This window comes from Pseudomonas lyxosi (assembly GCF_047758685.1).
GTDB lineage: Bacteria > Pseudomonadota > Gammaproteobacteria > Pseudomonadales > Pseudomonadaceae > Aquipseudomonas > Aquipseudomonas lyxosi.
In genome coordinates this window covers 4,713,022-4,727,551 of the sequence record NZ_CP180481.1, presented here as the reverse complement: position 1 = coordinate 4,727,551, position 14,530 = coordinate 4,713,022, and the positions used below count along the sequence as shown (strand labels likewise).

The following is a 14,530-nucleotide window of genomic DNA, read 5'->3' as shown; positions in this document are numbered from 1 at the left end:
CTAACAGAAGTAGTCGCTAGGCAGCTGGAAGTAAATCTTTCACCACACACCCATTTTGGATAATCAATACGAGTCGCTCACCCTGCCCCACCAAACAACTAATATCTTCAAGCGGATTACCATCGACAACTAGCAAATCTGCGAAAGCACCGGGTGCAATACACCCTAACTTGCCCTCATGCTGCAAAATCTTCGCCGCCGTTGTAGTGGCGCTCCGCAAGGCCTCATGGTTGCCGAGTAACTCAGCGCGAATCTTGAGCTCGTGAGCTTGGTATTCATGGGACTCACCAAGGAGATCGGAGCCGTACCCCATCTCTACTCCTGCCTCCGCCAAATGGACTAATGCAGCTCGGCCGGCTAGACGTACTTCCTCAAGCTTGGCAAGAGTCTCCGAAGAAAGCTGAGCCTGAGCGGCTGGGCTATCTGCAATCACCTCGTAGGTTACTTGGGTAGGTACAGCAAAAACACCATGTTCGCGCATATACCGTGCCGTATCTGCATCGATCAGGTTGCCATGTTCAATTGTGCGCACGCCGCATGCAACTGCTCGACGAATAGCCCTCGGAGTATAGGCATGAGCCATTACGTAAGTGTTCGCTGCTGCAGCTTCATCGACTATCGCGCGGATTTCCGCTTCACTGTACTGGGTGTTGGCGATCGGATCCGTCGGTGACGCAACTCCCCCTGACGCCATAATCTTGATCTGACTTGCCCCTTGCTGAATTTCCTCACGAACTGCGCGACGCACATTGTCAACTCCGTCAACCACACGAGCAATTGCACCAGCTCGAAAACAACATGAGCATGGTTCCGAACTCAAGACTTCACCACGTGCGCGGAAATCGCCATGCCCCCCTGTCTGGGACAGTGCCTTTCCCGACGCGAAGATTCGTGGCCCTGGTATCAGCCCCAATGCTACAGAGCGAGCTAAAGCCCAGTCAGCTCCCCCCGCATCACGTACGGTAGTAAACCCTCGAGCGAGCATTGCGCTCAAGATTGGCATCGCGCGGTACATTACTATTGCGTTGGGCTGTGTCGCATTGATACCCAGATTCGCATGAGACGCTAGCACATGCACATGACAGTCAATCAATCCAGGCATCAAAGTAAGTCCTGCCAGGTCATACACCTTTACATCTGCGGGCAAAGATTCCGTTTGGAGTCGTACGGAGACAATACGGTCGCCTTGAATAAAAACTTCCAAACCGTCAAGAAGCTCACCTGACTCCACATCTAGAAGTTTGCCATTACGCAGAATAATTCTAGTATTTGGGATGCTATTCATTTGTATACTCCACACTTGACATAGCTAACCGAAGGTTGGTCGGCCTCACGGTAGTAGATGGCCCCTATCAAACTGACAGATTCGGCAAACATGATGTACAACGCGGGGGTGAGATTACTGCCCGTAGACGAAATCAACCAAGTGATAGTAAAACCAGCAAAGCCTCCAAAAATTGTGACCGCTAGGTTAAAAGCAAGAGACATTCCAGTTGAGCGCACATGATTGGGGAGTAACTCACTCATAGCCGCCAATATCGGCCCCATATAAATCCCGATCAACATGCCAAAGACCAGTTCGAACAGCACAAGTGACGCCAGTCCATTCCACACGTTTATCATTAAAAACAACGGATAGGCACAGATCAATGTTGCAAGCGCTGAGCCAAGCAAGAAAGGCCTACGACCATGTAAATCAGCAAGTTTTCCTACAATCGGTGTCACTACCACCATCATTAATGCGGCAACCATTGCACCGGTGAACCCCATCCAGGTGGGCATACCGAGGATTCGACTTGCATAAGATGGAATGTAGAACAAAATGGCATAGGTGCAGACCGTCCAAAGTACAACCAGTGCAAAGCTGATTAAAACTTCCTTTCTGTACTCACGGAGAACTTCGGCAAGCGGTGAATGATTTTCATGTCCCGCACCTGGCAATGGCATTTCATCAATTTGGCGGCGGATGTACCATCCCACGGGAGCAATAAGTGTCCCAATGATGAATGGCACACGCCATCCCCAACTCTCCAGTTGCTCAGAAGATAGGCATGTGCTCAACACAAAGCCGGTGACTGACCCCAGCAGAATGGCAACACCACTGCTAACTTGAACTAGGCTTGAATAATAAGTCTTACGACCGGGAGGAGCATACTGGATAAGAAATGATGTCGCAGTGCCTGTTTCCCCTCCAGCCGAAAAACCCTGAAGTAAACGTGCGACCACAATCAATATAGGCGCAGCAACACCAATTTGAGCGTACGTGGGAGCAACTGCGATGATAAGCGTGCCCAATGCCATTAAAGCGATGGTTGCAGTTAATGCCGCTTTTCGTCCAAGTTTATCTCCATATATACCTAGCAGCACCCCTCCCACTGGGCGCATGAAGAATCCAACCCCAAAGGTAGCGAGCGCGAGTAAATATGAAGTAAGTTCGCTATCGCTTGGGAAGAAAACCTTAGCAATGATGACGGAAAAGAATCCATATACCGTGAAGTCGTACCACTCGAGTCCATTCCCAATAACTGTGGCTATGATGGCCCGCCTTGCACTAGGACTGTGCCGCGCTGAGGATGCTGTTGCGAATTTCATCTAGAAGCTCCATACGTTAAGGCAAGGAAATATCTCGCGATAATTAGATGGGCAGTAAACAATTTATATAGCGGAGAGTCTGATGCCCTTCTGAGATGGAGATTACGACGGGTTCTCCTAGATGATAAATGCTCATTTCGGGGGGTCACCTGAGCGTTGAGCATGCGACGAACGTTTACAATTGGCCAACTTGACGAATGATCAGTTGGCTCAACCAGTCTTCGAAGCTACGTGCAGCGCGGCTTGTCATCTGATCAGAGGGGTGAAGCAGGTAATAGGCGCCTCCGTTATCTACCCTACTATCACAGGCAGGTACCAGAGCGCCTGAGTCCACAAGACGGTCAATAATTGGCTCCCACCCCATAATCACGCCTCTGCCCGCGACCGCCATATCTATCATGGCGGCGTAATAATTGCTGGTGAGACGATGCTCTATTACGGGGACATTCACGCCAAGCAGACCAAACCAGTCTTGCCAAGATAGCCATTGGCGCTGACCATCCTCCAGCACGAGCAACCGATGATGTACCAACTGTGACGGCTCGAGTCGTCTTCCGCTTAAGAATGTTGGCGAACAGTATGCCCCAACTGATTCACCGAAAAGTCGACGTGAGTCAAGGCCAGAGATCCGGCTAGAACGAGAGAAATATATTGCTATGTCAAACTCGGTTCGTGCGAGTGAATCCAGGCTGTCCACTACTCGTAATCGGACATCGATATTGGGGAAAGCCTCTGTGAAATGACCAAGCATCGGGCCGAGCCAAAGCATTGCTACCCCTGAAGAGCAGGCGATTGTCAGCTCTTGCGCTCCGTTGTGAGTCATGAGCTCAGAGGTGGCCTGGGCACACTCACCTAACATCTGATGGATAAACGCGTAATACGACTCGCCAGCGGTGGTCAGATGGATTATCCGATTTTCTCGACGGAACAATGCACGCCCAAGAAACGCTTCAAGCTGAGCTATTTGGCGGCTCACAGCGCTCTGCGTCAGATGGAGTTCGGTTGCAGCCCTCGTAAAGCTGCGATGCCGAGCAGCGGCTTCAAATGCAACCAAATTATGGAGAGGTGGTAATGGCTCGATACGCATAAATTGCTCTTTGGCTCAGTTGAGAGGCTACCTCAATCCAACAGCAACAGGGTGATTCCCAGCTCTGTTGATGCGAACACCGTGATCTCAGTTAGATTAATCCGCCCTGAAGTGAGTCGGCTGCTGAGAGGCTACAACACTGCCGCCAGCACCTTAGCAAAACTAGAACCAGACATCCGAGATGGGTATGGCCCCTTGGGTAGGGATCCGTAGGGTTAAGCCCATATTGACCAACGCTGGTGATCCAAGCGGTACCAGAAATCGTTTAACCGTGCCAAGGGTTGGCACCTCTACATAGGTATCTAGGATGAATGGCAAATACTTAGGTATCTAGATGAATGGCAAACGCGGGAACATTCGTGAATCCCCAAATAGGGCAGCCCCGCTCGTGGCCCGAAAAGAGTCAGCGCGGGGCTTTACCAAAAGGCCTGTTACTGGGCTCCGTCACTGTTCAAAGCTGAAGTCAATTCAGGTAGCACCTCAAACAAATCACTCACCAGGCCGTAATCGGCTACCTGGAAGATCGGCGCTTCTTCGTCCCTGTTGATCGCCACGATCACTTTGGAATCTTTCATACCAGCCAGGTGCTGGATCGCGCCGGAGATGCCGACGGCGATGTACAGCTGTGGTGCGACGATCTTGCCGGTTTGGCCGACCTGCATATCGTTGGGTACGAAACCTGCGTCGACCGCGGCGCGCGAAGCACCGACGGCAGCGCCCAGCTTGTCGGCCAGGGCGTACAGGTATTTGAAGTTATCGCCGTTCTGCATGCCGCGACCGCCGGAAACGACGATCTTGGCAGCGGTCAGTTCCGGACGATCGGACTTGGCCAATTCTTCACCGACGAAGCTGGAGATCGCAGCGTTGTGGGCGGCGGCAACGGCTTCAACCAAAGCCGAACCGCCCTCAGCGGCAACCGGGTCGAAACCAGTAGCACGCACGGTGATCACTTTCACTGCCGCGTTCGATTGAACGGTAGCGATAGCGTTACCTGCGTAGATCGGACGCTTGAAGGTGTCGGCGCTTTCCACTGAGATGATCTCGGAGATCTGGTCAACGTCCAGCTGGGCGGCAACGCGCGGCAGGATGTTTTTGCCGTTGGAAGTCGCGGCAGCCAGGATGTGGCTGTAGCCCTTGCCCAGCTCTGCTACCAGAGGAGCGACGTTTTCCGGCAACTGGTGAGCGTAGGCGGCGTTGTCGGCCACCAGCACTTTTGCCACGCCAGCGATTTTTGCAGCGGCTTCAGCAACAGCACCCACATTCTGGCCAGCAACCAGCACGTGGATGTCGCCGCCGATTTTGGAAGCGGCGGCCAAGGTGTTCAGGGTGGCGGGAGCAATCACGCCATTTTCGTGCTCAGCGATTACCAAAGTAGTCATCAGATCACCTTCGCTTCGTTTTTCAGTTTTTCGACCAGTTCAGCCACCGACTTGACCTTGATACCCGCGCTGCGTGCAGCTGGCGCTTCGACTTTCACGGTCTTGTTGGTGGAGGCGGTGGAAACGCCCAAAGCGTCCGGAGTCAGCACTTCGAGAGGCTTCTTCTTGGCTTTCATGATGTTTGGCAGGGACGCATAACGCGGCTCGTTCAAACGCAGGTCGGTGGTGACGATGGCCGGCAGTTTCAGGGAAACTGTCTGCGCGCCGCCGTCGATTTCGCGGGTCACGGCAACGCTGTCGCCGCTGACTTCGACTTTGGACGCGAACGTGCCCTGACCGTAGCCGCTCAGTGCAGCGAGCATCTGGCCGGTCTGGTTGTTGTCGCTGTCGATGGCCTGTTTGCCGAGGATCACCAGTTGCGGCTGTTCCTTGTCGACAACGGCTTTCAACAGTTTGGCAACCGCCAGGGACGTCAGATCTTCAGCGGATTCGACGAGGATGGCGCGGTCGGCACCCAGAGCCAGCGCGGTGCGCAGTTGCTCTTGTGCGGTGGACGGGCCAACGGAAACGACGACGATTTCAGTCGCAACACCTTTCTCTTTCAGGCGTACGGCTTCTTCCACGGCGATTTCGCAGAATGGGTTCATCGACATCTTCACGTTAGCGAGGTCGACACCGGAATTGTCCGCCTTGACGCGAACCTTGACGTTGTAATCAACCACTCGTTTGACGGCTACTAGAATCTTCATTTCATAACTCTCGTTAGAACCTTTTTATAATGTGTCTGACCTCAACCATGCAGACCGACTGATGTCGCCAATGTGCGTATTGACATGTCATCGAACCCGTCGGCGGCTATCAACTCGAAAGCCGCATCGAGGTGTTGCCCCGGTCTTGACTCCACAAGTCATTGCCATACTGCGATCATCACTCGATTTCGAAAACAGCCTGTCCATACCCAATCAGGTCACCTTCTTTGACGAGACATTGACCCAAGGTGCCTTCGACTGTTGAGGTGATTTCCCGCAGCATTTCTCCCACCTGCAGAAAAGCGACTATTTGACCCTTCATAACCGGCGCGCCAAGTGCTACAAAAGGCTTGTCATGCTGGGGGTGAGTAAGACGAAGCACGCCGATATCGCCCGCAACAATATTTTTTTTCGTCACCTTAGGCACATGCGGTGGGGCTTCATCCCCAGACGTAGCCTGGTAGCCCTCCCGTCGATCCAGGTTTTGATCCAGGCGAAGGCGAACACATGCTCCCCCCTTTTCATATTCAAACTCCACGATGGAACTGCCTTTCAATAGCTCCACCAGTTGCTCGATGAATTCTGGGCTCATTTGCTGCTCCCCTTCCGCTCTGTCTCAACCTGACCGAGATAACGTTCCAAGTGGTGAATATCAAAACCACCTTCAACGAAGCCAGGTTCGGTCATAAGAATTGAATGCAGTCCGATAGTGCTTGAGATGCCATCCAACACCGTTTCAGACAAAGCACCCCTCATCCGAGAAATGGCCTCGGCGCGAGTCGAACCATGGGCTAAAAGCTTGGCGACCAGTGAATCGTAATGAGGGGGCACGCTGTAGCCAGGATACAGATGGGTCTCGACCCGTATTCCCGGCCCTCCTGGTGCGATCCATTGAGAAACTCGGCCAGGCGTTGGCATGAACTTCAACGGATCCTCAGCGTTAATGCGGCATTCAATGGCGTGGCCTTGAATACGAATATCACCTTGCGTGAGTTTTAGCGGTTCGCCCAATGCAATCAAGAGCTGCTCACGGACGATATCCACGCCAGTTACAAGTTCGGTAACAGGGTGTTCAACCTGAACCCTTGTGTTCATTTCAATGAAATAGAACTGTCCGTTCTCATAGAGGAATTCAAAGGTGCCAGCACCGCGATATCCGATCAACCGACATGCTTCAACGCAACGCTCGCCAATTTCCGCAATTGCGGAGCGGTCGATGCCTGGCGCTGGAGATTCCTCAATCACTTTTTGGTGCCGACGCTGCATTGAACAGTCGCGCTCTCCCAACCAGACTGCATTGCCCTGCCCATCTGCGAGAATTTGAATCTCTACGTGCCTAGGATGCTCCAGAAATTTCTCGATGTAGACCTCTGGGTTACCGAACGCACGGCCCGCCTCCTCACGAGTCATATCCACAGCGTCGTCCAGCTCTTTAGGCTGTCGGACTATTCGCATACCCCGACCGCCACCCCCACCCGATGCTTTCACAATCAACGGATAGCCAACTTCGGCCGCAAGCGCTCGCACCTCGTCGCGGTCTTTTGACAAGGCCCCTGGGGAGCCCGGAACGCAAGGTACACCGGCTTTCAGCATCGCTTGCTTCGCCGAAACTTTATCGCCCATCAAACGGATAGATGCGGCCGTAGGCCCGATGAAGACGCGTCCGGATTGCTCTACCGCCTCAGCAAATCCAGCGTTCTCTGACAAAAAACCATATCCAGGGTGAATCGCGCCTGCCCCGGTCAGCTCTGCTGCTAACAGAAGTTGCTGTTGATCCAGGTAACTTCGCGCTGCACTAGCCGGCCCGATACATAGAGCCTGGTCTGCAAGCTGAACGTGACGGAGACTAGAGTCAGCTTCCGAATGCACCGCAACTGTCCGTAGATCCAACTCCCGGCAGGCTCGCAGAATCCGTAAAGCGATCTCACCACGATTTGCGATCAAAACAGTATCAAATTTAGCTTTGCTCATGGTCAATCCACCGACTGGATAATGAATAGTCCTGCGCCAGCTTCAACCGAAGTACCGTCATCCTGCAGAATTTGCACTATACGGCCGGCAGTATCGGCCTCGATCGGATTCAGCATTTTCATCGCTTCTAGTATTCCGAGGGTCTGCCCCTCTTCCACCAAATCACCAACGGAAACAAAGTTTGGTTTGTCAGGGGCTGAGGATCGGTAGAACACACCTGCCATACCCGCCTTGACAGTTAAACCAGAGTCACTAGGGACTTCAGAGTTTGAGGGAGCAATAGTTGGATCTGTCACTCTAGAGACTGCTGTTAGGGATGATGCTCCACCGGGTTTCAGAGTCGACGTCGACTGTTGTACCGACTGTGGTTTACGGATGATCCGTACCCGTTCGCCATCCTCGGTGTACTCCATCTCAGCCAATTGGGATCGCTCAACGATCGCGATCAGCCGCTCGATCAGTTCTATATTCATGGACGTTCTCAGCTCAAATTTGCGACGGCTGCAGCAATTCGCGCGAATGCACATTCCAGAGTTTCTAATGACGTGGCGATGGAGATACGAATGTACGGCGAGAGACCGTATGCAGCACCTTGCACAACAGCTACCTTTGCATCGTCGAGTAGGTACATCGTAAAGTCCTCGTCACTGGCGATAGCCCGGCCATCAAGACGGGACTTACCAATTACGCCGGCGCAATTGATGTACAGGTAGAAAGCGCCCGGAGGCACTTCACAAGATAACCCTGGGATATCTCGGATCAATTCGATGCAACGGTCACGGCGATGCTGAAATGCAGCTGCCCGTTCAGCCAAGAGATCCTGGGGGCCCAGCAAGGCTGCGACACTGGCCGCTTGGGAAATCGAGCACGGGTTACTCGTGCTTTGCCCCTGGACAGTCGAGATGGCCTTAATCAGCTCTTTGCTGCCGCCAGCGAAACCAATCCGCCAGCCCGTCATCGCATACGCCTTCGACACACCGTTAATTGTCAGGGTGCGTTCTTTGAGTCGGGGTTCCACAGCAGCGATCGTTGAGAAACTGGCACCCTCATACAGTACGTGCTCGTAAATATCGTCACTCATCACATGTACATGTGGGTAGCGCAAAAGCACCTCTGCAAGCGCTTTCAGTTCGTCATGGCTGTAGATCGCACCAGTCGGATTGCTCGGGCTATTCAGCATCAGCCACTTCGTGCGAGGCGTAATGGCTTGCTCTAATACTTCTGGACGCAGCTTGAAACCGTCCTGCTGTGTGCATTGTAGTACCACTGGCACGCCTTCACCGAGAAGAACGATGTCGGTGTATGAAACCCAATACGGGGCAGGAACAATTACCTCGTCCCCGGGCGCCAAAGTGGCGAGCATCGCGTTGTAAATAATCTGTTTGGCTCCTGCCCCTACGGTAATTTCATCCATAGAAAAAGTGAGCTGGTTGTCTCGACGAAACTTTTCGATGATTGCGGCCTTCAGGGCCTTCGTACCGTCGACGATGGTGTACCGAGTCTCGCCATTGCGGATGGCGGAGATAGCCGCTTCAACCACGTGATCCGGCGTGGCGAAATCCGGCTCACCAGTTCCGAGGTTGATAACATCCTGGCCAGCTGCACGTAGTTCAGCAGCCCGATTGGCAACAGTAATACTTGCGGAAGGTTTAATGACATTAAGACGCGGTGCGATAAAGCTCACGATCGTATCCTTCAAGAAGTGTTTTTTGAGTTCTGATAACGGTTAGATGCTTGCAGTGGCTCCGAGATAGGCACGAACCATCGCTCCATCTCCAAGCAACTCATCCGGAGTGCCTTCGGTAGTGATTCGTCCCGTCTCCAGCACATAACCGTAATGTGCGAACTTCAGTGCCAACTTGCTGTTTTGCTCGACCAGCAGGATCGTCGTCCCCTCATCATTGAGCTGTTTGACGATGCGTAAGACCTCTTTGATCATCAACGGCGCAAGCCCCATCGATGGCTCGTCTAGCAGTAGCAATTTCGGCCCAGCCATCATGGCGCGACCGATTGCCAACATTTGCTGTTCACCACCGGAAAGAAACACCGCGTCCTTGTCCCGTCGCTTTGCCAACACAGGGAAAAGGTCAAAAACCAGATCCATACGACGGCGCTTCTCAACTCCATCCTTGAGTGTGAAGCCGCCAAGCTCAAGGTTGTCCTTGATGCTCATTTCTCCGAAGATGCGTCGGCCTTCGGGTACATGTACAAGCCCCATATAGGGCAACGTATGCGCCGGTACTCGGGTAATGTCCTCACCGAGGAATCGAATGCTGCCGGCCGTTGAACGAATTAAGCCCGAAATAGTGCGCAGGGTTGTGCTTTTCCCCGCACCGTTAGCACCAAGCAAACAAACCACCTGGCCTTGGTGCACATCAAGATCGATGCCATGGAGTGCCTTGATACTGCCGTAGCCTCCATCCATCGCTTTAACGCTGAGTAGAATCTCGCTCATTTGGTTATTCCCCCTCGGGGCCAAGGTAGGCTTCGATGACTTTCGGATCCTTCTGAACTTGGGAAGGTTTGCCATCCGCAATCTTCTGGCCGTGATCCAAAACCACCACGTTCTCGGAAACCTGCATTACCAGGCCCATATCGTGTTCGATCAGCAAAACCGTTGTACCGGTCTCATCACGAACTCGACGAATGAGATGAATGAGCGAATTTTTTTCCTCTTCGTTGAGGCCTGCTGCCGGCTCGTCCAGCAGAATAAGCTTCGGTTCGGATGCCAAGGCCCGGGCCCATTCCACCCGGCGCTGATCGCCATAAGAAAGGCTACCGGCGATGCGATTTGCGTGATGGCCGATGCCTACAAAATCGAGCCAGTGTTGGCTGGCGGCGGCGATCTCTCGCTCCTCACGACGTTGTGACGGCAGGTGTAAAATTGCCGACCACAATCCGTGATGAGTTCGGCAGTGACGACCCGACATCACGTTCTCTAGTACGGTCATTTCTTTGAACAATCGTAGATTTTGAAACGTCCGAGCGAGCCCGGCCTGAGTAATTCGGTGAGGTGGGAGGCCTTTAAGCGGCGTCCCATCTAAAGAAATGGTGCCCTTGCTTGCTTTGTAAAATCCGGTGAGGCAATTGAACAGAGAGGTCTTACCTGCTCCATTCGGGCCGATCACACTATTAATTGCGTTTTTCTTAACCTGGAAGGATACGTCGCTCAGAACATCGAGCCCGCCGAACCCCAGACTAATATTGTTAACGTCTAGTAGTGACATTGTTTTAACCTCTCTTCTCGGGCCAAATGCCGTGCGGCCTGAACAACATGATGGCTAGCAACGCGACAGCGGTGATTAGAGGACGCCAAGTACCTGCGTCACGGAAAATTTCAGGAATCAACGTCACCACGGCGGCACCAAGCAATACTCCTGGGATCTTGCCCATCCCGCCTAGTACAACTCCCAGCAAAATCAAAAGGGACTGGCTAAAGGTGAAGCTTTCTGGGGAGATCGCGGTCATCTTAGTCGCGTAGAAACACCCCGCCACGGATGCGATAATGGCACCCGTCATATACGCATACAGCTTGACCGCTACTCGATTAATACCAATGCCTGCTGCGGCATCCTCATCGAAGCGCACATAACGCCAGGCCCTACCGATGCGCGAACGCTCGATGCTTAAGCATACGAATACCGTCAATACGACCAATGCCAAGAACAGGTAGTAGAAGTGCTGCACCTGAATCAGCTGAAACCCGAACAAGGAAGGTCGGTTAATGCCTACCAAGCCACTGGCGCCACCAGTGATGTCCAGATTTCGAGCAATGATTCGGACAATTTCACCGAAACCCAACGTAACGATGGCCAAATAGTCGCTGCGTAGACGTAGGGTTGGACTCCCAATAATGATCCCGGCTAGACAAGCAAACGTCATGGCTATCGGAATTGTTAACCAAAAGTTCATTCCGAATTCACTGGTTAAAATGCCGGTGGTGTAAGCGCCTACTGCAAAAAAAGCCGCATACCCGAGATCTAGGAGGCCAGCATACCCAACGACGATGTTGAGCCCCAGGCATAGCACCATGTAAATAAGGATGTTACTCGCGACCTCAATCACATAATTGTTGGCAAATTTTGGAAGCAAAAGCGCAATAGCCAACAGGAACAAAACACCACAAACTTGTACAGCTCTTGAGTCTCTCCAAGACGAGGTAGCGGTCTTGGGGATCGTAGGAATTGATGTATTTGTATTCATCAGACGCGCTCCACGACCGAGCGTCCCAAGATGCCTGTGGGCCGTAGGACTAAGAACGTAATCAGGATGGCGAAGACGAAAACATCTCGCCACGATGAGTCAACAAACGGTAACGAGGTACCTAACGCTTCCAGCAAACCGAGTACCAAGCCACCTAGCATTGCGCCCGGAATGCTTCCAATGCCACCAATCACGGCAGCAGTGAATGCTTTGAGCCCCATGACAAAGCCCATGAAGAAATGGGTACTTCCGTAGTAGGCTCCGGCCATTACGCCACCGCATGCAGCCAAGGCAGAGCCAATAAAGAACGTCAGTGAAATGATGCGGTCAACGTTAATACCCATTAAGCGACTTGCGCCAGGATCAATAGACACTGCGCGCATGGCCTTACCGTATTTGCTGCGAGAAACAAATAGCTCTAGGGCAATCATTAGCGTGATGGCTAACCCCACCAGAAACATCTGTGTGTAGGTGATATGCACATTGCTCAAATCAATACCATCGAACCCTAAATCAACAGTGAAGGCTTCATGTTTGCCCCCAGTGAGTGCGAGAGCCGCACTATTGAGAACCATGGACATCCCAAGTGCTGTGATAAGGATGGATAACTTTGGCGCATTGCGCATTGGGCGGTAAGCGAGGCGCTCGATCAATACTCCCAGCACGCCTATCAAAAGCATGCTGATAAGTAGAGCGCACAACAGCCCCATCCATCCGTTGCCTAACCATGTACCGACGACACCAAGTGTGACCAAACCGACAAAAGAACCGGTCATGTAAACGTCACCATGGGCGAAGTTCAGAAGTTTGATTACCCCAAACACCATGCTGTAACCCAGAGCGATTAGGGCATAGAACGATCCGAGTATCAGGCCGTTCACGAGTTGTTGAATGAAAAGTTCACTAGACATGCTGAAGTCCTGCCAATGTACAAAAAACGCGACTAGAGCAGAGTCATGCGACCTGCTCGTCGCCAAGCGCAATGACTTACTCAGCCAATGCCCACTTTTTGTCTTTCACTACCAGCACCGCAAAATTTGAACGGGCGAGCGTGTTCTGAGGCGTGAACTTGATCTCACCAGCCAAGCCGGAGTAGTCGCTATCTCTCAGCGCTGCAACTACAGCTTTGTGATCTGTTGATTTGGCTCGATTGATGGCATCAGCCATCAGCATGGCCCCGTCATAAGACATGGCCGCGTAGGCACCAGGATCACGTTTGTAAGTTGAAATATAGGCTTTCTTAAACGCAGCAGCGTTAGGCAAGAAATCCAGCACAGGAGGGGAAAATATGTAGACACCTTCGGAAGCAGAGCCTGCAATGGTTAGGTACTCGGGAGAGTTAGCGCCATCGCCCAGAACTATCATCCCTTTGTAACCACCTTGGCGAAGTTGCTTAGTCAGCAACGCGGCACCAGCATGGTATCCAGTCCAAAAAACTGCATCAGGCTTCTTCGAGCGGATGTTGCTAACCAATGCGGAAAAATCTTGCTCCCCTGTCGTCACCCGCTCATTCGCGGCAACGGTACCTCCTGCTGCTGCAAATTGTTCAGCAGTCATTTTGGCTAAGTCCGCCGAGTAAGCGTCGCCCTCGTTGACCAAAACAACGCTTTTCACGCCTCTTTTGCTGAAAAGGCCAATGGCGGTTGCGACCTGAGCGTCGGCAGTCGAATTCATCATGACAGCATTACCAGGGTTCGCAGTGACAAGCTTGGCAGAATTCGTGGCAACCATAACGAAAGGCACCCCTGCATCACCGTAGAGCTTAAGCGTAGGAAGTACCGCCCCAGAGCAGTAACCACCAACGATAGCTGTCACCCCGCTCGAAACCAGCTTGCTACCGGCTGTAACACCCTGCTGCGGATCACAAGCGTCATCTGCAGTAATCGTGGTGATGGTGTTGCCATTTACGCCGCCCTTCGCGTTCAGGTCAGACACTGCCAACTTGATCGCGTTTTCCATGTCCTGTCCTTCGCTAGCCTGCTGGCCGGTCATCGGCGCGATGATCCCAAGTTTGATCTCCCCTGCCATTGCAGACATCAGTGGCGTTGCTGTGAACAAGGCTGCCGCACATACGGCCAGCTTGAATTTAGCGCTCATAATTTTTGTCTCCGTCCGCCTGATTGGGATCCGGAGCGGTCATAAGGCTCCGGATTAGCGTTATCGTCGCGTAAATGGGCATTTCTGCAACCACTGGATAATGGATACAGTATCCTTGAAAGGGTGTCAAACGGATCTAGCCTGCGACGTCGCAAATGGATATGACCCCACGCAGCGAAATAAGCTGAAATGAGCTCAGCCCTTGAAATCCACAAACCATTAAAAATCACATAAGCCACTGTATACATAGCGATTTTCTATTATTTAGGCGCGTTATAGGCTATCAAATCGCCCTAAAAATGCACCGTCGCAGAGGTAAAGAACCAAAACGCCGCACCTATTCTGTGGAGCGCTCCCGATAACGGTATCCAAGATATTTCAACACGCATTTCAGTGGATCTGGACACTGTATCCAATTTTATGCATAGTGGATTCCGTCACGCCACTGCCTG

Annotated in this window: 14 protein-coding genes; all 14 read right to left on the bottom strand. The window is 52.5% G+C overall.

Annotated elements, in window-relative coordinates:
• Nucleotides 1-16 precede the first annotated feature (16 nt).
• Nucleotides 17-1,285, bottom strand: coding sequence for a metal-dependent hydrolase family protein (locus ACMXYI_RS21765; RefSeq protein ID WP_415769012.1), 1,269 nt, complete (start codon nt 1,283-1,285; stop codon nt 17-19).
• Entirely contained in the window at nt 1,282-2,592 is a 1,311-nt protein-coding gene (locus ACMXYI_RS21760) for an MFS transporter (RefSeq protein WP_415769011.1), read from the bottom strand. The genes ACMXYI_RS21765 and ACMXYI_RS21760 overlap by 4 nt, the downstream gene beginning before the upstream one ends.
• Before the next feature lie 175 nt (nt 2,593-2,767).
• Entirely contained in the window at nt 2,768-3,679 is a 912-nt protein-coding gene (locus tag ACMXYI_RS21755; RefSeq protein WP_415769010.1) for a LysR substrate-binding domain-containing protein, read from the bottom strand.
• A gap of 431 nt (nt 3,680-4,110) precedes the next feature.
• Nucleotides 4,111-5,058 carry an electron transfer flavoprotein subunit alpha/FixB family protein gene (locus ACMXYI_RS21750; protein ID WP_415769009.1) on the bottom strand — a complete coding sequence of 316 codons (948 nt, stop codon included), beginning with the start codon at nt 5,056-5,058 and terminating at the stop codon, nt 4,111-4,113.
• Complete coding sequence (locus ACMXYI_RS21745; protein ID WP_415769008.1) at nt 5,058-5,807, bottom strand: electron transfer flavoprotein subunit beta/FixA family protein; 750 nt, start codon at nt 5,805-5,807, stop codon at nt 5,058-5,060. The genes ACMXYI_RS21750 and ACMXYI_RS21745 overlap by 1 nt, the downstream gene beginning before the upstream one ends.
• A 178-nt stretch (nt 5,808-5,985) precedes the next feature.
• Nucleotides 5,986-6,399: an acetyl-CoA carboxylase biotin carboxyl carrier protein gene (locus ACMXYI_RS21740; RefSeq protein WP_415769007.1), complete on the bottom strand. Its 414-nt coding sequence runs from the start codon at nt 6,397-6,399 to the stop codon at nt 5,986-5,988.
• Nucleotides 6,396-7,778 carry an acetyl-CoA carboxylase biotin carboxylase subunit gene (gene accC / locus ACMXYI_RS21735; RefSeq protein ID WP_415769006.1) on the bottom strand — a complete coding sequence of 461 codons (1,383 nt, stop codon included), beginning with the start codon at nt 7,776-7,778 and terminating at the stop codon, nt 6,396-6,398. The genes ACMXYI_RS21740 and accC overlap by 4 nt, the downstream gene beginning before the upstream one ends.
• A 2-nt stretch (nt 7,779-7,780) precedes the next feature.
• A complete protein-coding gene (gene accB / locus ACMXYI_RS21730; protein WP_415769005.1) occupies nt 7,781-8,251 on the bottom strand; it encodes an acetyl-CoA carboxylase biotin carboxyl carrier protein in 471 nt (156 codons plus the stop codon).
• Between the two features lie 8 nt (nt 8,252-8,259).
• Nucleotides 8,260-9,462, bottom strand: a complete 1,203-nt coding sequence (locus ACMXYI_RS21725; protein WP_415769004.1) for a pyridoxal phosphate-dependent aminotransferase — start codon at nt 9,460-9,462, stop codon at nt 8,260-8,262.
• Between the two features lie 42 nt (nt 9,463-9,504).
• The gene (locus tag ACMXYI_RS21720; protein ID WP_415769003.1) at nt 9,505-10,233 is read right to left on the bottom strand and encodes an ABC transporter ATP-binding protein; all 729 of its coding nucleotides are present in this window, start codon (nt 10,231-10,233) and stop codon (nt 9,505-9,507) included.
• A 4-nt stretch (nt 10,234-10,237) separates the two neighbouring features.
• Nucleotides 10,238-11,005, bottom strand: a complete 768-nt coding sequence (locus ACMXYI_RS21715; protein WP_415769002.1) for an ABC transporter ATP-binding protein — start codon at nt 11,003-11,005, stop codon at nt 10,238-10,240.
• 4 nt (nt 11,006-11,009) lie between these two features.
• Nucleotides 11,010-11,981 (bottom strand): branched-chain amino acid ABC transporter permease, encoded by a 972-nt coding sequence (locus tag ACMXYI_RS21710; RefSeq protein ID WP_415769001.1) that lies wholly within the window; start codon nt 11,979-11,981, stop codon nt 11,010-11,012.
• Nucleotides 11,981-12,892 (bottom strand): branched-chain amino acid ABC transporter permease, encoded by a 912-nt coding sequence (locus ACMXYI_RS21705; RefSeq protein ID WP_415769000.1) that lies wholly within the window; start codon nt 12,890-12,892, stop codon nt 11,981-11,983. The genes ACMXYI_RS21710 and ACMXYI_RS21705 overlap by 1 nt, the downstream gene beginning before the upstream one ends.
• Before the next feature lie 76 nt (nt 12,893-12,968).
• Nucleotides 12,969-14,078 carry a branched-chain amino acid ABC transporter substrate-binding protein gene (locus tag ACMXYI_RS21700; RefSeq protein ID WP_415768999.1) on the bottom strand — a complete coding sequence of 370 codons (1,110 nt, stop codon included), beginning with the start codon at nt 14,076-14,078 and terminating at the stop codon, nt 12,969-12,971.
• Nucleotides 14,079-14,530 lie beyond the last annotated feature (452 nt).